Origin of the sequence: Bradyrhizobium sp. HKCCYLS3013 (genome assembly GCF_051167615.1) — a bacterium.
Taxonomy (GTDB): Bacteria; Pseudomonadota; Alphaproteobacteria; order Rhizobiales; family Xanthobacteraceae; genus Bradyrhizobium.
Genome location: NZ_JBNPTK010000004.1, coordinates 399,795 through 425,370 on the forward strand (window position 1 = coordinate 399,795; position 25,576 = coordinate 425,370).

Genomic DNA, 25,576 nt, shown 5'->3' on the forward strand with positions numbered 1-25,576 from the left:
ACCAGAACCGATCGGACGAACCACAATCTGGAATTGCGTTCGCAAATCATCGTTCAGCCGGTGTAAACGGGATCGCAGACTCGAGGCCCGCCGGGGCGCGGATGAATTGCCAGGGCCGTGTGAGCCGCGCGACAACTCAATCGACAATTGCGCGCGATGGACGGATGCGCGAAGCCATTGATAGCCGCCACGCGGCACGCGATGCGACCGTCGGCGACTACTTGGCTGCGCCGATCAGCGCCTGCAGCCGCACCAGCTCGGCCTCCAGATTCGCCTCGACATCCGCGGCCTTCACCTCGGTGACGCGATAGTCGCGGCTTTCCAGCCATGCCCGCCGTGCTCTGCGATCGGCGACGACGCCCTCGCTCTCGTCGGGGCCGACGAGCTCGATGGCCAGGCGGTGGATGAAGGAGACGAAATCGGGGATGTGGCGGCCGACTGGGGTCTGGCGCTTGAACTGGCCGGCGAAGCGGCGGTCGCGCGACAGCGCGTGCCACAGCGCCCGCTCGGCGTCCGTGGGATTGCGGCGGAGCAGCCGCGCCAGCCCGCGCAGCGAGCCGCGCGAATCCGGCAGGTTGGCGACGGTACCCTGCTCGGCGATCAGCGCGCGCAGCCGCGTCGCCTGCTCGCTGTCGAGCACGCCGCCCTTGGCCGGTCCCTTGCGTCCCTCGGCGATCGCCATCACCACGCCGTGCAGGGTGTGGATGTCCTGCCGCGACGGCTCCATGCGGAAGAAGATGTTGCGCAGGTTGACCAGCATGGTCTCGCGCTTCTCCGGCGGGCGCAGGAATTCGACCCGGTCGAGCTCGCGCACCAGGTTCTCGAAGAACGCCTCCATCTGCCCCTGGCTGGCGCGCTCCGAGCGTTCGGGCATGGCGAAGGGCAGCGCGCCCGACGTCACCAGCTTGAACCACTCATAGCCCATCAGCAGCACGGCCTGCGCGAGGTTCAGCGAGGCGAAGCCCGGATTGACCGGATAGGTGATGATGCGGTTGGCGCGGGCGACCTCCTCGTTGGTCAGCCCCGCCCGCTCGCGGCCGAACAGGATGCCGGCGCGGCCGCCGGCGGCAATCTGGCCCTGCATCTCCCGCGCGGCCACCTCCGGGCCCATCACCGGCTTGGCCTGGTCGTGGGCGCGGGCGGTGGTGGCAAACACCAGGTCGAGGTCGGCGATCGCCTCCGGCAGGGTGTCGAACAGCCGGACGTGATCGATGATGTGGTCGGCCCCGGCGGCCGCCCGTTGGGCGGCGATGTTCGGCCAGCCGTCGCGCGGGTTGACCAGGCGCAGCTCGGACAACGCAAAATTGCCCATGGCGCGCGCGGCCATGCCGATGTTCTCGCCGAGCTGCGGCTCGACCAGGATCACCACCGGGCCAGCGATCTCCAATCCCGCCTTCGTCTTGTCGGTGCCCGACACGGTCAATCCTCGACTTCCAGATCCGGTTGAAGCGCGCGCCCGCGCGCCCTGCCCGCTCCGTTGGCCCGGCTGGCGAGAATTCTCAAGCAAAATAATCGGCTTAGCCAAGAATTTTACGGTTTGCGCGAAACCGCAGCCGGCCGCCTCGCCGCCGTTGCCCAGCGCATGAGCGGGCTGCGAAAATCACCACCGTGGGCCCACCGGGTGCGCTTCCGCCCGCGGTGCAGCAGTGCTATGACGCGCTTGATTTCACAAGCGCTTTCCATTCCTGGCGCGCTGTTCCCAAGAAGGCCCCATCGATCATGGCAAAAATCAAGGTGACCAACCCGGTCGTCGAGCTCGACGGCGACGAGATGACGCGGATCATCTGGCAGTACATCAAGGACAAGCTGATCAACCCGTTCCTTGACATCGATCTGCAGTATTTCGACCTGGGGATGGAGAGCCGCGACAAGACCAACGACCAGATCACGATCGATGCCGCCAACGCCATCAAGAAGGTCGGCGTCGGCGTGAAGTGCGCCACCATCACCCCGGACGAGGCCCGGGTGAAGGAGTTCGGCCTCAAGGAGATGTGGAAGTCGCCGAACGGCACCATCCGCAACATCCTCGGCGGCGTCGTGTTCCGCGAGCCGATCATCTGCAAGAACGTGCCGCGCCTGGTCCCCGGCTGGACCAAGCCGATCATCATCGGCCGCCACGCCTATGGCGACCAGTACCGCGCCACCGACTTCAAGTTCCCCGGCAAGGGCGTGCTGACGATGAAATTCGTCGGCGACGACGGCACCGTGATCGAGAAGGAAGTCTTCAGGGCGCCCGGCGCCGGCGTCGCGATGGAGATGTACAACCTCGACGAGTCGATCTACGACTTCGCCCGCGCCTCGCTCAACATGGGCCTCGCCAAGAACTACTCGGTCTACCTGTCGACCAAGAACACCATCCTGAAGGTCTATGACGGCCGCTTCAAGGACATCTTCCAGGAGGTGTACGACAAGGAGTTCAAGGACAAGTTCGAGGCCAAGAAGATCACCTATGAGCACCGCCTGATCGACGACATGGTCGCCGCGGCGCTGAAGTGGTCGGGCGGCTATGTCTGGGCCTGCAAGAACTATGACGGCGACGTGCAGTCCGACACCGTGGCCCAGGGCTACGGCTCGCTCGGCCTGATGACCTCGGTGCTGATGACCCCGGACGGCCAGACCGTCGAGGCTGAGGCCGCCCACGGCACGGTGACCCGTCACTTCCGCGAGCACCAGAAGGGCAAGGAGACCTCGACCAACTCGATCGCCTCGATCTTCGCCTGGACCCGCGGCCTGTCGCATCGCGCCAAGCTCGACAACAATGCCGAGCTGGCGAAGTTCGCCTCGACCCTGGAGAAGGTCTGCGTCGACACCGTCGAGTCCGGCTACATGACCAAGGACCTCGCGCTGCTGGTCGGCGCCGACCAGCGCTGGCTGTCGACCACCGGCTTCCTCGACAAGATCGCCGAGAACCTGACCAAGGCGATGGCGGCGTAAGTTTCCCCACTTTCGCCTTCTGGTTTCGTCACCTATCAACGGGCCGCGCCGCCAGCGCGGCCCGTTTTCGTTTCACTCCTGCCGTCGAGGAACCTGATCATGCGCTTGACCTCATCGCTCGCTCTGCTGGTGCTCGGTGCCCAGATCGGCTCCTCCCACGCCGCAGAGACCACGATTCCCGACGCGCTGGTCGCCGCCGGCGAAAAGGCCGTGCTGACGCTGCATGCCGAAGGCGCGCAGGTCTACGACTGCAAGGCCGACAAGGACGGCAAGCTCGCCTGGACCTTTCGCGAACCGATCGCCAGCCTGTTCGAGGACGGCAAGACCGTCGGCCGGCACTACGCCGGCCCGAGCTGGGAGCATCAGGACGGCTCGATCGTCGGCGGCCGCGTGCAGGGCACCGCGGTCGGCGCCACCGACAACGACATCCCCTGGCTGAAGCTCGAGGTCGTCTCCCATCGTGGCGCGAAGGGCGTGCTCTCGGATGTGACCACCGTGCAGCGGATCAACACGGCCGGCGGCAAGCTGGCAGGCGCCTGCGACGCCGCCGGGCAACTCCGCAGCGTCGCCTATTCCGCGGACTACGTGTTCCTGCGGAAGCAGTAAGGCGCCTCACGCTTCGCGATAATCCAGCAGGATCAATCCCACCAGCACGAACGCCACCGGCCAGACCCAGGCGGCGACGCGGCTGATGCGGCCGTCCATGCGCAGCTCCAGCCAGCGCGCCCAGCCGGCGGTGATGCCGCACAGCGCCAGCGGCGTGTGGCTCATCTCGATCAGGAGCTGGTCCTTGATGTTGGCGATGGCGTGCGAGTGCGTCAGCAGCAGCGCGCCGCCGGCGGCGACCGTCAGCGGAAACACCAGCGCCGCCCGCCCCGCCTGCTGCCCGCGCAGCCGCACCCGCCATTCGAACAGGCCGAACAAGATGATCAGCACCACGAACAGCCGGTGCTGCGCCACTTCCGGATCGCGCCACGAGGCCCAGAAACCGATCGGGCCGAGCGGCCAGGCCATCTCGTCGGCGCGCAGGAACAGGAACGCCGCCATCACCAGGAACAACAGCGGCCAGTGCCGCGCCCACCTGCCCCAGGCAAAGCGCTCGATCAGCGCGAGCAGGCCGATCAGCACGACGAAGATGCCGGCCCAATGGTGGTTGTATTCCGACCAGGCGATGTCGGCGGCGCTGCGCGGCAGGATCACGCCCTCGCCCGGCACATAGGCTTGCGGCGCCGTCAGGCGCTGCGCGTCGGCGGCGTCGATCCTCGCCTGGAGCTGCGAGATCGTGAGCTGGTCGACCGAGGGGCTCGTCAGCCGCGGCCATTGCGGCGCGGCGCGCTCGACGATCTCGCTTAAGCTCAGCCGGTCCTGGCTGAGATCGATGCCGGGCGGCAGCGAGGTCAGCGAGCCCGCGGTCAGGAGCACCGTCAGCCCGATGCCGAGCTCGACCTCGACGAAGCGCTTCATGCGCGAGAGCGGTGCTGCGGGATCACGGCGGCGCAAACGTTCGACGGCGAAGAAGTTGCCGGCGCCGAGCGCCAGCAGCATCAGCAGCATCGCGACCTTGGCCGACATCATCACGCCATAGGCGGTGCCGTAGATCGCCTCGAACGAGCCGAGATAGGCGATCGCCATCACAATGCCGCCGAGCACGATCGCCGCCACCGAGACCATCGACATCAGCGAGTAGCGCCGTCCGATCAGGCGCTGATCGTCATCCGCCTTGCAGCCGTGCAGCGCCATCAGGAAGTACGGCAGGCCGCCGATCCAGATTCCGGCGCCGAGCATGTGCAGGAAGTCAGCGCCGAGCAGCGGCCAGCGCACCTCGAGCCGGCTCGCGGCGTGCGTCAGGTTGAGCTGCAGCAGCAGCGCTGAGACGGTCAGCACGGCCAGCGCCACGACGCGCCAGGCGGCCCAGCTGCCGGTCCGGGCGAGCGCCGCGATGCCGAGCGCGCAGGCGGCAACGGCCATGCCGGAGCGCGCGAAGTCGGCGCCCGCCGCCGCGCCGAGCGACAGGTCGAGCGTCCCGATCAGCGCCGCCATGTTGACCGCGAGCGAGGCCAGCACGACCGCGAACCAGCCGAACGCGCTTCGGCGCAGGAAGCGCTGGCTGCGCTTCCCGACCACGATCGCGTCAGCGGACAGCCCTTGCCGTAGCGGGCGCAGCAGCAACAGCAGAAATGCCAAGCCGCCGATGGTGAAGGACTGGGCCAGCAGGGTCAGGCCGCGCAGCACCACCGAGAGATAGCCGAAGATGTCGAGCAACAGCGACACGGCTAGCGCACGGTGAAGGGAATGTCGCCACGGGTGATGTGGCCATCGACGCTGAGCACCTGCCATTGCAGATGCCAGGCGCCGGGGCTCAGCGCCCTGGCCTCGGCGTCGATCTCGTCGGCCGGCGCGTCGCCGGCCGGCGTGAGCGCCTGCTCGGCGCCGTCGGGCGCGCGCAGCTTCAGCCGCGAGCGGGCGTGATCGATGCGGCTGTTGAAGCGCAGCCGGATCAGTGTCGGCTGCTTCTCGATGGTCCCGCCCGCCGCGGGCTGCGACGAGACGATGACGGCATGGGCCGAGGCGGCGCCAGGGGCGACCAGAAGCAGCGCGGCAAGGGTCGGCAGGTGACGGAATCGGATGACGGACGACATGGGACGCGCGGGCGGAGGCTGCGGCGGGAACGTTCGGGCTGGACCGGGTCGAACAAAACTCTACCGTTCAAATCTAAGCGCCCTTCCTGTTCCCCGCGTAGCCACAAAGTCGTGACTGCGCCGAACGGGGACCTGCGGCTGTGGACAGCCGCGCGCCGGCCCTGCCCGCGGAGCATCCCGGAACGGCGAAATTTAGGGTCGAATCATCAAGCACTTCGCTGTATGCCTCGCCGCATCATTGCCGTCTGTCCGGCCCGGCCTGCCGGCCCGCGGACCAAACATTGCCTTTCGAGGAACGCCTGAGGAAACCCGTCATGCCCGCCTATCGCTCCCGCACCTCCACCCATGGCCGCAACATGGCCGGCGCCCGCGGCCTGTGGCGCGCCACCGGCATGACCAACGAGGATTTCGGCAAGCCGATCATCGCCGTCGTCAACTCCTTCACCCAGTTCGTGCCGGGCCATGTCCACCTCAAGGACCTCGGCCAGCTGGTCGCCCGCGAGATCGAGAAGGCCGGCGGCGTCGCCAAGGAGTTCAACACGATCGCGGTCGATGACGGCATCGCGATGGGCCATGACGGCATGCTCTACAGCCTGCCGTCGCGCGAGCTGATCGCCGACAGCACCGAATACATGGTCAACGCGCATTGCGCCGACGCCATGGTCTGCATCTCCAACTGCGACAAGATCACGCCCGGCATGCTGATGGCCGCGATGCGCCTCAACATCCCCGCGGTGTTCGTCTCGGGCGGCCCGATGGAGGCCGGCAAGGTCAACATCGAGGGCAAGCTGCGCAAGGTCGATCTGATCGATGCGATGATCGTGGCCGCCGACGACAAGGTCTCGGACGCCGACGTCGAGGTGATGGAGCGCTCGGCCTGCCCGACCTGCGGCTCCTGCTCCGGCATGTTCACGGCCAACTCCATGAACTGCCTGACCGAGGCGCTCGGCCTGTCGCTGCCCGGCAACGGCTCGGTGCTGGCGACGCATGCCGACCGCCGCGGCCTGTTCGTCGAGGCCGGTCACCTGATCGTCGATCTCGCCCGCCGCTATTACGAGCAGGACGATGCGTCCGTGCTCCCGCGCTCGATCGCCAACTTCAAGGCGTTCGAGAACGCGATGAGCATGGACATCGCGATGGGCGGCTCGACCAACACCGTGCTGCATCTGCTCGCCGCCGCGCATGAGGGCGAGATCCCGTTCACGATGACCGACATCGATCGCCTGTCGCGCAAGGTCCCCTGCCTGTGCAAGGTCGCTCCCGCCGTGGCCGACGTGCACATGGAGGACGTGCACCGCGCCGGCGGCGTGATGGGCATCCTCGGCGAGCTCGCCCGCGCCGGCCTGCTGCACACCGAATTGCCGAGCGTGCATTCGGCCTCGCTGGCATCAGCGCTGGAGCGCTGGGACATCCGCAGCACGGCGAGCGAGAGCGTCAAGAACTTCTACATGGCCGCCCCCGGCGGCGTGCCGACGCAGGTCGCGTTCAGCCAGGACCGCCGCTACCAGGAGCTCGATCTCGACCGCGAGAAGGGCTGCATCCGCGACCTCGCGCATGCCTATTCCAAGGATGGCGGCCTGGCCGTGCTGACCGGCAACATCGCGCGCGACGGCTGCATCGTGAAGACCGCGGGCGTCGATGCCTCGATCCTGAAGTTCTCGGGTCCTGCGCGCGTGATGGAGAGCCAGGACGCCGCGGTCGAAGCGATCCTCACCAACAAGATCAAGGCCGGCGACATCGTCGTCATCATCTATGAGGGCCCGCGCGGCGGCCCAGGCATGCAGGAGATGCTGTATCCGACCAGCTATCTGAAGTCGAAGGGCCTCGGCAAGGCGTGCGCGTTGATCACCGACGGCCGCTTCTCCGGCGGCACCTCGGGGCTGTCGATCGGCCATGTCTCGCCGGAAGCCGCCGAGGGCGGCCTGATCGGCCTGGTGCAGGACGGCGACCGCATCGAGATCGACATCCCCAACCGCACCATCCATCTCGCAGTGTCGGATGAGGAGCTCGCCCGGCGCCGCGCCGCGATGGAGGCCCGGGGGGACCAGGCCTGGAAGCCGGCCAAGCGCGCCCGCAAGGTCTCGACCGCGCTGAAGGCCTACGCCGCGTTCGCCTCAAGCGCCGCGAAGGGCGCCGTGCGCGTGGTGAGGGATTGAGCCTTTAGCCCGCAGGACGGAGAAAGCATCTGCCTTCGCTCGACAGAGTGAAGGCAGATGCGTGCCTGCCGTCCTACTATGAGGCCGATGACTACGACCGACGGGCGGTGGGCACGGCGCGTCCGCTGACACTCCGCACCAGCCTTTTACTCAATCTGAAATTGCATTCAACTCGTGATGGTTGATTCAGGTCAACGCCCGATCTAGCGCCGTGCCGATACTGTGTCAGCATAGGGCCGCACGCGTCCCGGCGGTCACGTCCGGCCCGCATGGATGGGAGACGATCATGTCACAACAGCCGCTCCTCGACGAGCCGCGCCTCGCCTACCAGATCATCGTCACTGCGCCGGGCACGAAATCGCAGAACTGGCACGGCGTGCTGTACGATCAGAAGGGCGAGCCCGTGACGATCGCCGCCGGCGCGACGGTCAAGACCGGCGTCGGCGTGTTCGTCGGCGTCCCCGAGGACCGTCCTTTCCATCCCTTTGGTGCGATCCACGCCGACACCATTGCCTGGATGAAGACGGCGCAGGGCAACGTCATCATGGACACCGAGCCCTGGGCCTACCGGCTTCATGTCGGCGCGGAAGGCTCCAAGAACGAAGGCTGGCAGGGCGAGTTGCTGCATGGTCGGGGCGTGGTCGGGCCCCAGCCCGGCAAGTTTGAAACGCCGATGGGACCGTTCATCTGGTTGGAACGGACTCACCCCTGGGGCCTCGGCGGCTGGTTCCACGCATCCTGGTCGGCGGCCCAACGACAGGCACCGGCCAAACAAAGCGGCGCGGCCTGAGACGCGCGCGGTCGGCGCGCCTTGGCTTCCATCTGACGGCTCAACCCGCCGGGTCAGAACTTGTATGTGGGCAGGTCGCTCGCGCGCCCCTGCCTAATCGACGTACTATGGCTGTGACCCAGTGAGCTTCGGTGTCCTTGTCCGAAGCTCCAATGCTCCGGCTCCCGCTCCGGCGTCGCGGAACGACACCAGCCGGCGCTGCTTTTCGTCCCACAGCACCAGTCGGACGCAGCGCAGGCTCTCGGGCAGCGTGATGCGGCCGATCTCGCGCAGCTCGGGATGATCGCGCAGCACGACCGGCAGCCGGTAATAGGGAATTCGGCTCGAGAGATGGTGGACGTGGTGGATGCCGATGTTGGCGGTGAGCCAGTGCAGCCATGCCGGCAGGTCGTAATGTGAGCTGCCGTAGAGCGCAGCCTGCTGCTGCGTCCAGCGCTCGCCCCGCTCCCAGACGGTGTGCTCGAACTGATGCTGGACGTAGAACAGCCACACCCCGGCCATGGCGGCGAGCAGCATGATCGGGAGATGCACGACCAGGAACGCCTGGATGCCGATCAGCCACATCAGCCCGGCGACCACCAGGGCGATGCCGAGATTGGTGGCCATCGTGCTGACCCAGGGCGACCAGCCAGCCCGCATGAGACCGAACGGAAGACGGTGCTGCAGGAAGAACAGGTAAGCGGGACCGGCCACGAACATGACCAGGGGATGGCGGTAAAGCCGGTAGCGCAGCCGGGCCCAGGTCGACCGCGCCTGATATTCCCGCACGGTCAACGTATCGATATCGCCGATGCCGCGCCTGTCGAGGTTGCCGCTGCTGGCGTGGTGGATCGCATGCGTGCGCCGCCACCAGTCGTAAGGCGTCAGGGTCAGCACGCCCAGGATGCGGCCGACCCAGTCGTTCGCCTGACGCCCGGCGAAGAAGGTGCCGTGGCCGCAATCGTGCTGGATCATGAACAGACGCACCAGAAAGGCGCCGGCAGGAATCGCGATGAGCAACGACGCCCAGGCATGGCCGAGCGAGAACGCGAACCAGGCGGCCGTCCACAGCGCCACCAGCGGCACGGCCGTGATCACCAGCTCGGTCACGCTGCGCAGGCGGTTTGGCGTGCGATAGCTGCTGAGAATCTGCATCCAGTACCTTGCGTCGGCCGCCGCGCGGCCCTCGTCGTCGCCGGCGCGCAGCGTGGCGCGGTCCTTGGGCGGCACAGTCGCCATCGCGACTGGCTGATCGAACTGCAATGTCGTCTCCACCTTATGTTCTTGGCGATCGCGCATGGCGCGACCGCGGCCAAATGGACCCCTGCGGACCGCCGCAGGCGTTCGAAACCAGAGCTTTCGCGGATTCAACCGGGGGGTCGAAGCCAAATGATTCATCGCGCGCCCGACGATGAGCCGGTCTGGAAGAGCAGTCTGAGACATGCCCGCAGGAGAGAGGTCAAGGGCGCGCAGGACAGGTCGTACAACGTAACCCGGCGGACTCCGCATTGCTAGGAGATGGCGGATTACGATCCGTTAATTCCCTCTTGTTTGCCGCGCCGATATGGCGCTGCGCTGTTTTCTCCGGGTTATTGCGGGGTGGGCCCGGGCTCCGTAGCCACCACTGCACGAGATGAGACGAGCGCAGCGATGATCCCGCCAATGACGGCCTTTTGGTGGTCATGAATCCGGGCCGGCCCCTGGCGCTTCTGCCCGGGAATGACGGGAGCAGAATTCGAGTCATCCTCACGGTGGCGGTCATCGGCCCATCGTGACGTGCCTCATCGTCCAGTACCCTGCGTGGTGTCGTGCACGAACGCCCCATCGCCGCGCGCGTCGGAGAACATGTTCCAGATCGCGATAAACATTGCGGCGATGACCGGCCCGATGATGAAGCCGTTCAGACCGAACGCCTCGATCCCGCCGAGGGTCGAGATCAGCACGACATAGTCGGGCATCTTGGTGTCCTGGCCGACCAGGAGGGGACGCAGCAGATTGTCGACAAGCCCGATCACCAGGGCGCCATAGGCGATCAGGATCACGCCATGCCAGACCGATCCGGTGGCCAGCAGATAGAGCGCGACCGGAAACCACACCAGCCCTGCTCCGACAGCCGGAAGCAGCGACAGAAACGCCATCACGACGGCCCATAGCAGCGGCGCGGTGATGCCGAGGAACCAGAAGATCAGACCGCCCAGAGCGCCCTGCGCCAGCGCCACGACCAGATTGCCCTTCACCGTCGCGCGAATGACGACCGTGAACTTGCCCAGCAGCGCGTGCCGCTGCTCCGCGCGCAGCGGAATGGCGTTGGCGATACGCGCCGACAACGCCTCCTGATCGCGAAGCAGGAAGAACAGCAGATACAGCATGAGGAACAGATTGACGAAGAACTCGAACGTCCCTTGGCCGATGTTCAGCGCCTGGCCCGCAATCATCTGGCTGCCTTTCAGCAGGCCGGCCGACAGCCTGTCCTTCAGTCCGGCCAGGCTGCCAAGTCCAAAACGGTTGAGGAGATCGACCACCCATGTCGGAAGCGCCTCCAGCATCTTCTGGAAATACTGCCCGAGGTCCAACTGGCCCGACTGCGCCTGGCCGTAGACACCGGAGGCCTGCTGCGCCAGCGCCGCCCCGATCAGCGACAGCGGCAGAATGACGATCAGGACGACCAGCAGTACGGCGACGGCTGCGGCAAGCCCATCTCTGCCGTGCATCGACCGCGACAATCGGCGGTGGAGGGGAGAAAACACGATGGCCCCCACGACTCCCCACAGCACGGCGGGGTAGAATGGCAGCAGGATCCAGCCGAGCATCAGCGTGATCACCACGAGCAGGAACAACAGAACTCGGTCTTCGAAGCTGCGCATGTCAACTTTCCAGTCTGGCCGCGACATCTGGACGCGTGCCGTGGTCTTTCGAGCATCGCGAGTCGGCTATCGCCGAATCCAACAGGGGTCAACGCGCGAACGCGCCATTCGGGCTCCAAGCTGGTCGCGAGATCGATGCGGCACGTTGCATGACATCCATCATCGCGTCGCAGTCCATATCACGCTCTGCGCCGGTCGACCGAACCCGACGTCAGCGACTCCGATGTCGCCTGCCCTATCGCAGCAGACAGTGCGAGCCCGGACTACGTAACCACGACAGTTCGAGATGAAGCGAGCTGGGCGTGGGCTCGCCTCATCCTCGCAGGGGCCATTCTGAATATGGATTCCGGCTCAGCCACTGGCGCGGCTGCCCCGGAATACCCTGGAATGACGACAGATTACGTGGTCACTCGCTGCGGCAAAACACCGATTTTGCCCACGCGATCAACCACAAGACCGGTTTCAAGAGCCCTCGTCCAAAATAAATCGCTTCCGAAAATCAGCAAATCAGGCGTATGCTGCCCGCGTTCCGGTCCGGATGAGGGACGTACGCGTCGTCACGATACGTTGGGCCGGCAATGCGGTGGACGTGAGGGCATCGGCGCGCATCATGTGCGGACGAACGATGCACTTGCGGACGTGAAGTCGCGTGGTCCTGACACCCCGAAGCTGGTGTCCCCGCGGCGGCGTGCGAGAAGCGCGTCGTCGCGTACGGTGGCCAACAAGCCCGGTGCACCGAGGAGAGCGCGTATAAGCGTTAAAACCTCCGCGCAGGGAATGCCGGGATGTCTCGGCTGACCTGTGGTGACTGCCGCCTGCTTTTTTTCTGCAGGCGGGCCATGGGTGCGGCCAGCGCCCGGCATTCCCTGCGCCCTCATCATGTCACGAGGGCCCGCCTATCGCATGACCCGGACGCACTGGGCGTCGCGGCGATGCTGCGGCTCGTCCTGATCCCGATCCTCGTCTGCGGCCTCCGCCCCGGTTGCCAACCGCGCGATGAGTCGCAATAAACAGCGCTTCCGAGCCGGCGCGACCGGCCCGTCGACCTGGAGGCATGATGATGACGACGAGACCGACCGCAAAATCATCCGACAAGGATGTCTGGCGCGTCGGCGTGCTGTTCTCGCGCAGCGGCCTGATGGAGGTCACGGAGTCCGAGCATTTCTTCGGCACCGCGCTGGCGATCCAGGAGATCAACCGGGACGGCGGCGTGCTCGGCCGCGAGATCGAGGTCATCGCCTATGATCCGGGCTCGCAGCCAGAGACGTTCCGCAAGCTCGCCGATCGGCTGCTGACCGAGGACGGCGCCTCCGTCATTTTCGGCTGCTCGACCTCGGCCGAGCGCAAGGCGGTGCTGCCGGCGATCGAGCGTCGTAACGGCCTGCTGTGGTATCCCTCGCTCTACGAGGGTTTTGAATATTCGCCGAACGTGATCTACACCGGGCCGGCGCCGAACCAGAACGCGTTCCAGCTTGCCGAATACATCGTGCGCAAGCATGGCCCGCGGGTCTACCTGATCGGCTCGGACTACATCTATCCGCGCGAATCCAACCGCATCATGCGCGACCTCGTCGAGTCCTATGCCGGCCGCGTCGTCGGCGAGCAATATGTGGCGATGGAGGCGACCGATGCCGAGCTCTCGCGCGGCCTCGATGCCATCAGGGATGCCGCGCCCGACGTCGTGTTCTCGACCATCGTCGGCCGCACCGCGCAGCGCTTCTATCGCATGTATGCGCAGGCCGGCTTCGATCCGATGCGGCTGCCCATCGCCAGTCTCACGATGGCCGAGGGCGAGGTCCGCGCCATCGGTCCCGAATATTGCGCCGGCCACCTCACTGCGGCGAGCTATTTCGGCACGCTCGCGCGCGACAGCAACGACCGCTTCAAGGCGGCGTTCGCGGCCGCCTTCGGCGCCGACAAGCCGGTCAGCATGTGGAGCGCCTCGGCCTATGCGCAGATCAAGCTGTTCGCGCTGGCGTTGGCGCAGGCGGGCAGCCTCGATACCCAGAAGCTGGTCGAAGCCGCGCTCGGCCTCAGCCTGGAGGCGCCGGAGGGACCGATGCGGATCGATCCCGACAACAACCACGTCTGGACCACGCCGCGCATCGGGCGCGTGCGCGCCGATGGGCAGTTCGACATCGTCTGGGAGAGCAAAAGCCCGATCAAGCCGGACCCGTATCTGTCAGTCTCGCCGATCGGTGGCCGCTGGCTGAGCGAAGAGGCGCTCTCAGCATGAGACCGGATGACCGCATGAAGCCGGGGGTGCGCCGGCTGATCGAGGAGCTGCGCGGCGCGCGCGTGCTGGTGATCCATCCGCGCGATGCCGAGGGCGATGCGCTGATCGACCAGCTCAAGCGCATCGGCTGCAACGTGCGCGGCGTGTGGCCGCCGCCGGCCGCGATCCCGCACGACATCGACACCGTGTTCCAGCTGATCGAGACCTCGGAGGAGATGATCTTTCCGGAAGGCACCAGCGAGCATCCCCTCACCTTCATCGCCATCGTCGACTACGAGAATCCGACCATCCTGAAGCGGCTGCTCGACAGCAACGCGCATGGCGTCGTCAACAAGCCGATCCGCTCGTTCGGCATCTTGTCGTCGCTGGTGCTCGCGCGCTCGCTGCGCGGCTACACGCGCAGGCTCGAGGGCAAGGTGCAGAAGCTGGAGGAGACCTTGAAGGCGCGGCGCGACGTCGACAAGGCGGTGAAGATCCTGATGGGGCTGAAGCAGGTCGGCGAGGTCGAGGCCTATGAGCTGATCCGCGCGCAGGCGACGCAGAAGCGCGTCGCGATGGCGGATATCGCGATCTCGATCATCAATGCGCAGGAGACGCTCGGCGGATTGGGTGTGCTGGATGCGCCGGCCTCGCGCTGAGCGGGTGTTTCCGCGCTCATGCGCTGGGCAGCCGCGGCCCGAAATTTTTGCAGCCGATGGCGTTGACTTCGTATCAAGCATGGGAATTACTTGAGGACGTCGCGGACATCGGATGTCCGCCAATGGCCGGTCGGCCATTTCACATCAGGCTATGCAGCCCTCGCATTGCGCCGCAAGGCGCAGTCGGGGGCTTTTTGTTTGGCGCGCGCGACCCTCGCGAACGCAACGGAGACTCGTGCCTTGACGACGGATGACGACAGCAAAGTGCGGATCGCCTGCATCCAAATGCAGCCGATGGTCGGCGAATTGGCAACCAACCTCGCCCACAGCCTCGATCTGATCAAACAGGCGGTGGCGCAAGGCGCCAGGCTCGTGGTGCTTCCCGAGCTCGCCTCCTCCGGCTACGTATTCAAATCGCGCGAGGAGGCCTTCGCCGCCTCCGAGACCATTCCAGGCGGTCCCGCAGTGACCGCCTGGAGCGAGATCGCCGCCGAGCACGGCCTGCATCTCGTGGCAGGGATCTGCGAGCGCGACGGCGCCAAGCTCTACAACAGCGCCGTGCTGATCGGACCGAACGGCTATATCGGCACGTTCCGCAAGGTGCACCTGTGGAACGAGGAGAACCTATATTTCGAGCCCGGCAATCTCGGCTTCCCCGTCTACCACACCGAGATCGGCCGCATCGGCATGGCGATCTGCTACGACGGCTGGTTCCCCGAGAGCTATCGTCTCAATGCGCTGCAAGGCGCCGACATCGTCTGCGTGCCGACCAACTGGGTGCCGATCCCCGGCCAGGCGCCGGGCCGCGAGGCGATGGCCAACATTCTCGCCATGGCCGCCGCACATTCCAACTCGATCTTCATCGCCTGCGCCGACCGTGTCGGCATCGAGCGCGGCCAGCCGTTCGAGGGTCAGAGCCTGATCGTCAGCTACACCGGCTGGCCTGTCGCCGGTCCCGCGAGCCGGGACAAGGAGGAGATCGTGGTCGCCGACGTCTCGCTCGGCGAGGCCCGCCGCGCCCGCAACTGGAACGCCTTCAACCAGGTCCTGCGCGACCGCCGCTCCGATGTCTATGACGAGATGCTCGGCAGCGAGGTCAAACGGGGGTGGTACTGACTGCTCCACGGCAATTTTCATCTCGACCATTCACGGAGGACAATCGATGACGTCGCGTTTGATCACCACCTCGCTGGCGCTCGCCCTTGCGGCGGGAACGGCACTCTCGCCTGCTCTGGCCGCCGATCCGATCAAGATCGGCGTTCCCGTCGGCCTGTCGGGCGCCAACTCCGTCGTTGCACCGTCGGTGGTGCAATCCGCCGAGCTCGCGGTGGAGGAGATCAACGCCAAGGGCGGCGTGCTCGGCCGCAAGCTCGCGCTCGAGGTCGCCGATGACGCCTCGGGCGCGGCCGGCGCCCAGAAGGCATTCGACGCGCTGATCTTTCAGAAGAAGGTCAACGTGCTGATCTCGATGGAGACCAGCGCGGCCCGCAACGCCGGCCTGCCGATCGTCGCCCGCGGCAAGACGCCCTACATCTACACCTCGTTCTACGAGGGCAAGTCCTGCAGCCCCTATCTGTATGTCAACGCCTGGGTGCCGGACCAGCAGGTGCCGCCGATCGTCGACTACTTCAACAAGGAGAAGAAGGCGAAGAACTATTTCCTGATCGGCTCCGACTACGCCTTCGGCCGCGGCATGCTCGGCTTCACCAAGAGCTACATCGAGAAGACCGGCGGCAAGGTGGTCGGCGAGGAATATCTGCCGATGGACGGCTCGGACTGGACCTCGATCATCTCCAAGCTCAAGACTTCCGGGGCTGACGCGCTGATCACCTCGACGGCGGGCGGCGCGCCGAACGTGACCCTGACCAAGCAACTGCGCGCCGCCGGCGTGAATCTGCCTTACGGCAACCTCGCCGTCGACGAGGGCACCGCCAAGGGCATGGGTGCTGATGCCGCCGGCATCTATCTGTCGGCCTCGTACGTCACGGGCATCGACACCCCTGCCAACAAGACCTTTTTGGCGGCGATGGCCAAGAAGTTTGGTGCCGAGCTGAAGACGCCGAACGATCTGTCGGTTCCGGAGTATGAGGCGGTGTACGCCTACAAGGCGGCGGTCGAGAAGGCCGGCAGCACCGACCAGGACAAGGTGCTGAAGGCGCTGGCCGAGGTCTCGGTCGACGGCCCGCGCGGCACGATCAAGATGGACAAGCAGCGCCATGCGCCGCTGACGATGTATCTCGGCCGGGTCCAGGCCGACGGCAGCGTGAAGGTGATCCAGAGCTTCCAGAACGTCGATCCCGGCGCACAGTGCCCGGGCAAATCCTGATCGCGTATGCTCCCGCGGGGCGGACGCGCGTCCGCCCCGCAACCTCTCGACCGGGAATGACCATGCTGACCGTCGCCCTCGATGCCGTCACGACGGCCGCCATGCTCTTCATCATCGCCGCCGGCCTTCTGATCGTGTTCGGCGTGATGAAGATCATCAACTTCGCCCATGCCGCCTTCCTGACCGTGGGCGCTTATGCAGCCCTGGTCGGCGCGCAACTGGGCCTGCCGTGGTTTCTGATCCTGCCGCTCGCCTTCGTCGCCGGCGCGGTCTGCGGCGGCGTGACGGAGATCGTGATCGTCCGCCGGCTCTACAAGCGTCCGCTCGATGCGATCCTCGCCACCTGGGGCCTCGGCATCGTGCTCGGGCAGCTCATCACGCTGATGTTCGGCCGCGAGGTGCAGTTTGTGCAAGCGCCGATCTCGGGAACGGTGCATCTGTTCGGCGCCGATTATTCGGCCTACCGGCTGGTGATGATCGCCGCGGCCATCGTCGTCGGCCTGCTGTTCACCGCTCTTCTCAACGGCACGCGGCTTGGTCTGTCGACCAAGGCCGTGATCATGAACGAGATGCTGGCGCAGGGCCTCGGCGTCGACTCCTCACGGGTCAGGCTGATCACCTTCGCACTCGGCAGCGGGCTCGCCGCGCTGTCGGGCGCACTGATCACGCCGCTGTCGAGCGTCGACCCGAACATGGGCGTGCCTTGGCTGATCGGTGCGTTCATGCTGGTCATGGTGTCCGGCGGCTCGCTGCTGGCGCTGGCCGGCTCCTGCGCGGTCCTCGGCACCCTTCAGGTCCTGGTTTCGACCTTCGTCAATCCGATCCTCGGCGGTCTCACCATCGCGATCTGCGCCGCCGTCGTGCTGCGGATCCGCCCGGAGGGTTTTGCCCGTGCCTGATGCGCGCCCCCTCGCCTCTCCTGCGTCCCCAACGAAGCGCGCGATGCCGCTCCTGATCGTCCCCGCGTTGCTGGTCGCGCTCGCCGCCGGCGTGATCGTCGTGGCGCCGCTGCTGCTCGATACCTACCTCGTGAACATCCTGGTGCGCGCCTGCTTCGTCGCCATCGCGGCGATCACCGTCGACATCATGTGGGGCTATTGCGGCACGCTGACGTTCGGCCAGTCCGCCTTCTTCGGCATCGGGGCCTATGCGCTCGCGATCATGTTCACCGAATATGGCTTCGGCCCCTGGCAGATCTGCGCCGCGATCGGCGCAGCCGTGGTGGTGGCGGCCGCTGTCGCCGCCTTCACTGGCTGGCTGTCGTTCTACCCTGGCTCGACGCCGCTCTACGCCTCCGTGATCTCGCTGGTGGTGCCGATCGTGCTGGTGCAGATCCTCTATTCCGGCGGCACATTCACCGGCTCGTCGAGCGGACTTGTCGGCTTCGAAAGCTTCGATCTGGAGATCGAGACCTGGCTGCGACTCGCTGGTTTCGGATTGCTGGCGACGGCGACGCTCGCGCTCGTCGTGATGCGCAGTGACACCGGACGTCTGCTGGCGGCGCTGCGCGACAACGACGCACGCTGCACCTATCTCGGCATCGACACGTCGCGGCTGCGTATCACGGTGCTGGTATTGTCCGCGATCGTCTCCGCGCTGGCCGGATTCTTTTATGCCGGATTCGGCGGTATCGCCGCGCCCGAAAACGCGAGCTTCAGCTTCGGAACCAACCTCGTGATCATGGTCGCGCTCGGCGGCCGCGGCACCGTGATCGGTCCGGTGATCGGCGCGCTGTGCATCGAGGTGGCGAGCGCCTACCTTGCCAATAGCCTCCCCTATGTGTGGGAGCTGATCGTCGGGCTTGCGCTGATCATCGTGATCCTTGTATTCCCGGACGGTCTGCTTGGCGCTGTGATGCGCCTGGTCAAGCGCGGCGGTTCGGGACGGCGCACTGCGACGACGCTGCGCCCGGCCGCTGCCGCCACGGCGGTCAGCAATCCGGACGCCGTTGCCATCGAAGTTCGCGCGCTCGGCAAGCATTATGGCAGTCTCGCAGTGCTGGATGGCGTGCAGTTCACGGCATATCGCGGCGAATTGCTGAGCCTCGTCGGTCCCAACGGGGCTGGCAAGACCACCTTGATCCGCTGCCTGTCCGACGGCCGCGAACGCTCGACCGGCGACGTCGCGATCGCCGGCCACGACATCGTACGGCTGCCGCCGGATCGCGTCGTTCGGTTTGGCCTGGGACGCAAGTTCCAGACGGCATCGGTGTTCGAGACGCTGACCGTCGCAGAATGCCTGCGCGTCGCGCGGACACATGCTGATCCTCCCGCACTGACCTCGCGCGCGGTGACGCTGGCGCTGCCGCCTGCAGCCATGTCGGTCGTCGAACGCTCCGGGCTCAGCGAGCGGCTCGATGAGGAAGCGCGCAATCTGAGCCACGGGCTCAAGCAGGCACTCGAGCTCGCGATGGTGCTGTCGCTCGAGCCCGACGTGCTGCTGCTGGATGAGCCAACCGCCGGACTGACGCGCGCGGAACGGCAGAGCTTCGCCGACATCCTCACCGCCCTCGCCCGCCGCGACCGGCTCTGCATTCTCCTGGTCGAGCACGATCTCGATTTCGTGCGCGAGATCTCCTCGCGCATCATCGTGCTGCACCAGGGACGCCTCGCGCTCGACGGCTCGGTCGACGAGGTCGTGAACAGCGAGCTGGTGCGCGAAATATACACCGGACAGCATGTTCCGCATGCGGAGGCCCTCGCATGAGCAGCGTTCTGGATGTTCACGAGCTGGCAAGCGGCTACGGCTCGTCGGAGGTGATCAGCAATGTCGGTTTTGCGCTCGGCAAAGCCGAAACCCTCGCCATCGTGGGCAAGAACGGCATGGGCAAGACCTCGCTGCTCAAGGCCATCGTCGGCTTCCTGCCGGCCTGGCGCGGCCGAGTGAGACTTGCAGGCAAGGACGTGACGCGGATAGCGCCGCATCTGAAGCGGAAGATGGGGCTGGTCTATGTGCCGCAGGAGCATGCGCTGTTCCAGGATCTGTCGGTGCGCGACAATCTCAGGCTCGGCGTGCTCACGGACGACGACATGACCGCGCGTTTCGAGCAGGTCGGCGGCTGGTTCCCCGTGCTCACCAAGCGGCTGAGCCAGCGGGCCGGCACACTGTCCGGCGGCGAGCAGAAGATGCTGATCGTGGCGCGCGCGCTGATGGCGAAGCCCGACGTGCTGCTGCTCGACGAGGTCACGGAAGGTCTGCAGCCGTCCGTCGTCGACCGGCTGTCCGAGGTGCTGGTGCGGGCTCGCCGCGAGATCGGCACCTCGATGATCGTGGTCGAGCAGCATCTGCCGTTCGCGCTCTCGATCAGCGACAGATACCTCGTGTTCAAGCGCGGCGAGATCGTCGATGCCGCCGCTGTCGACCGTGACTCCGCCGCGCGCATCGACGAGCACATGCGGATCTAGCGAACGCCTCGGCGGGAGAACAGCGAGATCAGCACCGGCAGCGTGATTAGGATGACCATCGGGGCCAGCATCATGCCGGTGACCACGACGATCGCGAGCGGCTTCTGCACCTGCGAGCCGATGCCGGTCGACACCGCGGCCGGCATCAGGCCGATGCCGGCGACGACGCAGGTCATCAGCACCGGACGCAACTGCAATTCGCCGGTGCGGATGACGGCCTCGATGCGGTCGACACCCTCGTCGATCAGCTGGTTGAACTGCGACAGGATGATGATGCCGTCCATCACGGCGATGCCGAACAAGGCGATGAAGCCGATCGCCGCCGAGACGCTGAACGGGATTCCTGTCAAGACGAGGCCGACCACGCCGCCGAAGATCGCCATCGGGATCACGCTCATGGCGAGCAAGGTATCGGCCATCGAGCCGAAATTGAACCACAGGAGCACGCCGATCAGCGCGAGGCTGATCGGCACCACGATCGACAGCCGCTTGATCGCATCCTGCAGATTGCCGAACTCGCCGACCCACTCGACATGCGAGCCCGGCGGCAACTGCACCTGCTCGGCGACCTTCTGCTGCGCCTCCTGGATCGCGCTGCCGAGGTCGCGCTCGCGCACCGAGAACTTGATCGGCAGATAGCGCTCCTGCTGCTCGCGATAGATATAGGCCGCGCCCGACACCAGCTTGATGGTGGCGACCTCGCTCAGCGGAATTTGCGTAATGCCGTTCGGCCCCTGCGCACCGATGCGCAGATTCTCGATCGCCTCCGCGCTCTTGCGATATTCCGGCGCCAGACGAACGATGATCGGGAAATGCCGGTCGGAGCCGGGCTCGTAGAGATCGCCCGCGGTGTCGCCGCCGATCGCGACCTTGATGGTGGCGTTGATGTCGCCAGGCGCGAGCCCGTAGCGCGCCGCCTTGGCGCGGTCGATGTCGATCTGCACGGTCGGCTGTCCGAGCGAGGTGAACACCGCGAGATCGGTGATGCCCTGCACCGTCGACAGCACCTGCTTGATCTTGTTGGCGGTATCCGTCAGCGCCTGCAGATCATTGCCATAGAGCTTGATCGAGTTCTCGCCTTTCACGCCGGAGACGGCTTCGGAGACGTTGTCCTGCAGATATTGCGAGAAATTGAACTCGACGCCGGGGAAGCGGTCGTCGAGCTGCTTCAGCAACTCCGCGGTAAGCTGATCCTTGTCCTTGGTGCCGGGCCAGTCTTTCACCGGCTTCAGCGGCGCGAAGAACTCGGCATTGAAGAAGCCCGCGGCATCGGTGCCGTCGTCGGGACGGCCGTGCTGCGAGACCACCGCATCGACCTCGGGCCGCGCGCGGATGATCTTGCGCATCTCGTTGACGTAGGCGTTGCCCTCCTGCAGCGAAATCGTCGGCGGCAGGGTCGCACGGATCCAGAGATTGCCCTCCTCCAGCTTGGGCAGGAATTCGAGCCCGAGCAGCCGGCCGACCACCACGGTCAGCAGCACGAGACCGATCGCGCCGGTCATCACCAGATTGCGGTTGCCGACCGCCCAGCGCAGCACCGGCGAATAGATCGCGTGCAGCAGCCGCATCAGCCGGGTCTCGGTCTCCTCGACATGTGCGGGCAGGATGATCGCGCTCAGCGCCGGCGTCACGGTGAAGGTCGCAAGCAGACCGCCGGCGAGCGCATAGGCATAGGTGCGCGCCATCGGCCCGAAGATGTTGCCCTCGACGCCGCTCAGGGTGAACAGCGGCAGGAACGCGGCGATGATGATCGCGGCGGCAAAGAAGATCGAGCGCGACACGTCGGCGGCCGCCGACAGGATCGCGTGGCTCTTCATGCCCATCATCGTCTCGGGCGAGATGTGGCTCTCCTCGGCCTCGGACAATGGCGTGGTTTGCGTCAGCCGGCGGAAGATCGCCTCGACCATGATGACGGTGGCATCGACGATCAGGCCGAAATCGATCGCGCCGACCGACAGCAGGTTCGCCGACTCGCCGCGCAGCACCAGGATGATGACGGCGAAGAACAGCGCAAACGGAATCGTGGCGCCGACGATCAGCGCGCTGCGCAGATTGCCGAGGAACACCCATTGCAAGAGCACGATGAGGCCGATGCCGACCACCATGTTGTGGAGCACGGTGTGCGTCGTGGTATCGATCAGGTCCTTGCGGTCGTAGATGCGCTCGATCCGCACGCCCGGCGGCAGGATGGTGGAGTTGTTGATCTGGTCGACCAATTGCTCGACACGGGCGATGGTCGGCGAGCTCTGCTCGCCGCGCCGCATCAGCACGATGCCCTGGACGATGTCGTCATTGTTGTTGAGGCCGGCGATGCCGAGCCGCGGCTTCTCCGCCACCGTGACGTTGGCGACGTCCTTCACCAGCACCGGGTTGCCGCCGCTCTGCGACACCATGGTGTTGGCGAGGTCGTCCATCGAGCGGATCAGGCCGACGCCGCGGACGACTGCCGACTGCGTGCCGATCTCGACCGTGTTGCCGCCGACATTGATGTTGGAATTGCCGACCGCCTGCAAGAGCTGCGGCAGGGTCAGGCCGTTGGCAACCAGCTTGTTGAAGTCGACCTGGATCTCATAGGTCTTGGTCTTGCCGCCCCAGCCGGTGACGTCGATGACGCCAGGCACGGCGCGGAAGCGGCGCTGCAGCACCCAATCCTGCAGGGTCTTGAGGTCGAGCACGCTGTAGCCCGGCGGACCGCGCAAGCGATAGCGATAGATTTCGCCGACCGCACTCAGCGGCGAGATCTGGGGCGTGACATTGCCCGGCAGCGGCGACAGTTGCGACAGGCGATTCAGCACCTGCTGCAAAGCTTCGTCATAGGTGTAGTCGAACGAAAACTGCAGCTTGACGTCGGACAGGCCGTACAAGGAAATCGTGCGGATGGTGCGCAGGTTCTTGATGCCGGCGACCTGGGTCTCGATCGGGATCGTGATGTAGCGCTCGATCTCCTCGGCCGAGAGGCCGGGGCTCTGCGTCACGATGTCGACCATCGGCGGGGTCGGATCGGGATAGGCTTCGATGTTGAGCTGCCGGAACGCGATCAGGCCGCCGATCAGGACGGCGACGAACATTCCGACCATCAGGAAGCGCCGCTGAACGGCGATGGCGACGAGACGGTCCATTCAGATCGGCACTTTCAGGAAGGCAGGCAGGAGAAGCGCATGTCAGCTGCCCGAGGCTGCGCGATCGATGAACAGGCTGCCCTTGGTGACGATCTGCTCGCCCGCGCTCAGATTGCTTTCGACCGCGACCTGGTCGCCATTGATCAAACCGGTCTTGATCTTGCGCAGCTCGATCGACTTGTCGGGACGGGCGACCCAGACCCGGACCTGGCTGCCTTCGTAGATCAACGCCTGTCGGGGCACCGCGACGGCGGGCTGTTCGCCTGGCGAATAGATCGTCACATTGGCGAACATCTCCGGCTTCAGCAGCCCGTCCTTGTTGTCGATGGTGGCGCGGACGAGCAGCCTGCGGCTCGTCGGGTCGATCGAAGCGGCGACGTAGTTGATGCTGGCCTTGAGCGGCCGGCCGGGCAGCGCCAGCACGTTGACGAGGATCTCCTCGCCGACGTTCACCAGCGCCGCGTCGCTCTCGCGGACGAAGGCGGTGAGCCAGACCGTGGAGAGATCGCCGATCACGAAGACCGGGTCGCTCGCGCCGGAATTGACATATTGTCCGGGGCCGACCTTGCGCTGCACGACCGTGCCGGCGATCGGCGAGTAGATGGTGATCTCGCGGTCGATCACGCCCTTGCTCTGGAAATCGGTGATCGCGGCATCGGTGAAGCCGAGAATGCGCAGCTTGTTGCGCGCGGCCTCCAGCGCCGTTTGTGACGACCGCATGTCGTTCTGAGCCTGAACCGAGGTCGCCTCCGCCTGCTGGAAATCCTTCAGCGGAATCGCCCGGCCTTCGAACAGGTCCTTGGCGCGCTTGTACTGGATGTCGGCGAGGTCGAGCGCGGACTTTGCCTTGTTCATCGCGCTGATGGCGGCGATGAAATCGTTCTGGGCCTGCACCGTGTCGGCGGCCTCGATCACGAACAGCGGCTGGCCCTGGCGCACGGTTTCGCCGGGACGGGCGAGCAGCTTGGTGACGCGGCCGGCATAGGGCGAGAAAACCGGTGTCGAGCGATCCTCGTCGACGGCAACCTTGCCCTCGGTAATGTGCTCGGCACGGAAAATCTTGTCGCAGACCGGCTCGATCGTCAGCGTCGCCCATTCCGCCGCCGATGGCGTGAAAGTGGTGCCGTTGCGCTTGGACTGGCTGGAGAGCTCGATATTGTCTTTCGCAGCCGATCCCGACTGGAATTGCGTATAGCCATAGCCGCCCGCGCCGGCCACCGCCAGGGCAGCCAGGCCGATCAGCAGCCGCTTGGTGCTGAGCATCTGCGGGGATGGGTTCATGTCAGACGCCATGGCTGGTCAGATAGGCTCGCTTTATCTGTCGACGATTCCGGCTCTGGCGGTCTCATCGTGGCGCTAATAGTGCGGAACTGGAGCTTTAAACAACCTAAAAATCGCCCAACTCGTCCCTGTTTTGCTTTAAAAATTTGAAAGTTCAACGACAGCCGTTCAGCTTGCATTCAGCTCGTTCCGGGCAATCGCGGTTGCACCGCGGCGCACCATGGACGCATCAACGGCGCCGCGGATCGCCGGGACGGTGTCGCCGGTCGATGAGCCAACCTCCGCGGGTACGCCCCTACTCCGGCCTCACCTTTTGCGCTCCGGCTCGGGCGAGATCGCAACGTCGTGCGTGTTCGCGAAAATCGAGTCATGGTTTCCATGGCCCTGCGATGGCTGACGGCCATGCGATCATCGATGGCAGCCTCGATCAGGTGACTGTGACGCGCACATGAAGACGCCTCTCGCGGCGCAGATGCGTCCGAGTCTTGCTGATTTTCTTGCCGATCGCTTCACCCTCTCGTGAAGAGGGCGCAGGGAAGGCCAGGCGCCGGCTGGCGCCTGCGGCCCGCCTGCGAAAAGAATGCAGGCGGCAGGTACCACAGGTGCAGCCGAGAACGCTCGGCCTTCCCTGCGCGATGGTTTTCACGGTTATAGCGCGCTCTCCCCGGTGTCCGGCTGTTAGCCACCGTCGTCGGCGGGAGCATCATCCCCCGCGAACTTGACGCCAGCATCGGGGCGTCAGGACCACACGCCTTCACGTCCGTGTCACGCCGTTCGTCCACGTAGGCCAAGCTACGCTGCGGCATGACCACGGCCATCGCTCCCCGCCCCGCGTGTCGTGACGATCGCGCGCTACGCCCCTTCTTCATGGAGCGGGATGCGCGGAATAGAGCATGATTTCTGAAAAAATGAAAGAGGAATTTTGGAGTGGAGCGAAGTTTTCCGGATTTCTGAATTCCAATGATGCGACCTCTGCCGGTGGGTCGCGCAGCGCCGTTATCAGCTTAAGTTAGGTCCTGGATGCGCTGTGAGATACAGCGCCCTCTCCCCTTGTGGGAGAGGGCATCTCCGACCTGTCCACAAACGCGATTGGGTGAGGGGTATCTGTCCGAAAGCAACGACCGTGGAGACAGACCCCCATTGGCGCTAACTTACCATTTTGCTGCCGGAAATGGATGATTCCTCGGTCGAGTGACTGACGAATCGCTTT

At 65.6% G+C, this 25,576-nt stretch carries 18 protein-coding genes; 11 read left to right on the plus strand and 7 right to left on the minus strand.

Annotated features, from left to right (window positions below):
• Nucleotides 1-217: 217 nt before the first annotated feature.
• Nucleotides 218-1,417 (minus strand): TrmJ/YjtD family RNA methyltransferase, encoded by a 1,200-nt coding sequence (locus ACQR1F_RS10875; RefSeq protein ID WP_434912999.1) that lies wholly within the window; start codon nucleotides 1,415-1,417, stop codon nucleotides 218-220.
• 302 nt (nucleotides 1,418-1,719) lie between these two features.
• Here ACQR1F_RS10875 and ACQR1F_RS10880 point away from each other — a divergent pair, with 302 nt between their 5' ends.
• Nucleotides 1,720-2,934 carry an NADP-dependent isocitrate dehydrogenase gene (locus tag ACQR1F_RS10880; RefSeq protein ID WP_316215922.1) on the plus strand — a complete coding sequence of 405 codons (1,215 nt, stop codon included), beginning with the start codon at nucleotides 1,720-1,722 and terminating at the stop codon, nucleotides 2,932-2,934.
• Nucleotides 2,935-3,033: 99 nt separating this feature from the next.
• A complete protein-coding gene (locus tag ACQR1F_RS10885; protein ID WP_316183068.1) occupies nucleotides 3,034-3,540 on the plus strand; it encodes a DUF3455 domain-containing protein in 507 nt (168 codons plus the stop codon).
• A 6-nt stretch (nucleotides 3,541-3,546) separates the two neighbouring features.
• Here ACQR1F_RS10885 and ACQR1F_RS10890 read toward each other — a convergent pair whose 3' ends face one another.
• Both ACQR1F_RS10890 and ACQR1F_RS10895 read right to left on the minus strand, forming a co-directional pair.
• Nucleotides 3,547-5,205, minus strand: coding sequence for a copper resistance D family protein (locus ACQR1F_RS10890; RefSeq protein ID WP_434913000.1), 1,659 nt, complete (start codon nucleotides 5,203-5,205; stop codon nucleotides 3,547-3,549).
• 2 nt (nucleotides 5,206-5,207) lie between these two features.
• Complete coding sequence (locus ACQR1F_RS10895; RefSeq protein ID WP_434913001.1) at nucleotides 5,208-5,573, minus strand: copper resistance CopC family protein; 366 nt, start codon at nucleotides 5,571-5,573, stop codon at nucleotides 5,208-5,210.
• A 314-nt stretch (nucleotides 5,574-5,887) separates the two neighbouring features.
• Between ACQR1F_RS10895 and ilvD the strand changes: the two genes are divergently transcribed.
• Together ilvD and ACQR1F_RS10905 are read left to right on the plus strand one after the other, a co-directional pair.
• Entirely contained in the window at nucleotides 5,888-7,729 is a 1,842-nt protein-coding gene (ilvD, locus tag ACQR1F_RS10900) for a dihydroxy-acid dehydratase (RefSeq protein ID WP_316183065.1), read from the plus strand.
• 286 nt (nucleotides 7,730-8,015) lie between these two features.
• Nucleotides 8,016-8,519, plus strand: coding sequence for a hypothetical protein (locus ACQR1F_RS10905; RefSeq protein ID WP_316183064.1), 504 nt, complete (start codon nucleotides 8,016-8,018; stop codon nucleotides 8,517-8,519).
• Between the two features lie 105 nt (nucleotides 8,520-8,624).
• Here ACQR1F_RS10905 and ACQR1F_RS10910 read toward each other — a convergent pair whose 3' ends face one another.
• Both ACQR1F_RS10910 and ACQR1F_RS10915 read right to left on the minus strand, forming a co-directional pair.
• Entirely contained in the window at nucleotides 8,625-9,653 is a 1,029-nt protein-coding gene (locus ACQR1F_RS10910; protein WP_434913010.1) for a fatty acid desaturase, read from the minus strand.
• A 626-nt stretch (nucleotides 9,654-10,279) separates the two neighbouring features.
• Entirely contained in the window at nucleotides 10,280-11,362 is a 1,083-nt protein-coding gene (locus tag ACQR1F_RS10915; protein ID WP_316238789.1) for an AI-2E family transporter, read from the minus strand.
• Nucleotides 11,363-12,422: 1,060 nt separating this feature from the next.
• On the opposite strand from ACQR1F_RS10915, the gene ACQR1F_RS10920 reads away from it, so the two are divergent.
• From ACQR1F_RS10920 to ACQR1F_RS10950, 7 genes are all read left to right on the plus strand, one after another.
• Nucleotides 12,423-13,598, plus strand: coding sequence for a transporter substrate-binding domain-containing protein (locus ACQR1F_RS10920; protein WP_434913002.1), 1,176 nt, complete (start codon nucleotides 12,423-12,425; stop codon nucleotides 13,596-13,598).
• A gap of 14 nt (nucleotides 13,599-13,612) precedes the next feature.
• Nucleotides 13,613-14,236, plus strand: a complete 624-nt coding sequence (locus tag ACQR1F_RS10925) for an ANTAR domain-containing response regulator (RefSeq protein WP_172131072.1) — start codon at nucleotides 13,613-13,615, stop codon at nucleotides 14,234-14,236.
• A gap of 240 nt (nucleotides 14,237-14,476) precedes the next feature.
• On the plus strand, nucleotides 14,477-15,352 hold the full coding sequence (locus ACQR1F_RS10930; protein ID WP_434880746.1) for a nitrilase family protein: 876 nt from the start codon (nucleotides 14,477-14,479) through the stop codon (nucleotides 15,350-15,352).
• 46 nt (nucleotides 15,353-15,398) lie between these two features.
• Nucleotides 15,399-16,562 (plus strand): substrate-binding protein, encoded by a 1,164-nt coding sequence (locus tag ACQR1F_RS10935; RefSeq protein WP_434913003.1) that lies wholly within the window; start codon nucleotides 15,399-15,401, stop codon nucleotides 16,560-16,562.
• Between the two features lie 62 nt (nucleotides 16,563-16,624).
• A complete protein-coding gene (locus ACQR1F_RS10940) occupies nucleotides 16,625-17,461 on the plus strand; it encodes a branched-chain amino acid ABC transporter permease (RefSeq protein WP_434840350.1) in 837 nt (278 codons plus the stop codon).
• Between the two features lie 43 nt (nucleotides 17,462-17,504).
• The gene (locus ACQR1F_RS10945) at nucleotides 17,505-19,268 is read left to right on the plus strand and encodes a branched-chain amino acid ABC transporter ATP-binding protein/permease (RefSeq protein ID WP_316183054.1); all 1,764 of its coding nucleotides are present in this window, start codon (nucleotides 17,505-17,507) and stop codon (nucleotides 19,266-19,268) included.
• Nucleotides 19,265-19,966, plus strand: a complete 702-nt coding sequence (locus tag ACQR1F_RS10950) for a branched-chain amino acid ABC transporter ATP-binding protein (protein WP_315801237.1) — start codon at nucleotides 19,265-19,267, stop codon at nucleotides 19,964-19,966. The genes ACQR1F_RS10945 and ACQR1F_RS10950 overlap by 4 nt, the downstream gene beginning before the upstream one ends.
• Here ACQR1F_RS10950 and ACQR1F_RS10955 read toward each other — a convergent pair.
• Nucleotides 19,963-23,085, minus strand: coding sequence for an efflux RND transporter permease subunit (locus ACQR1F_RS10955; RefSeq protein ID WP_434913004.1), 3,123 nt, complete (start codon nucleotides 23,083-23,085; stop codon nucleotides 19,963-19,965). The two genes, ACQR1F_RS10950 and ACQR1F_RS10955, sit on opposite strands and share 4 nt — an antisense overlap.
• Before the next feature lie 42 nt (nucleotides 23,086-23,127).
• Nucleotides 23,128-24,366, minus strand: coding sequence for an efflux RND transporter periplasmic adaptor subunit (locus ACQR1F_RS10960; protein ID WP_434913005.1), 1,239 nt, complete (start codon nucleotides 24,364-24,366; stop codon nucleotides 23,128-23,130).
• Nucleotides 24,367-25,576: the final 1,210 nt, after the last annotated feature.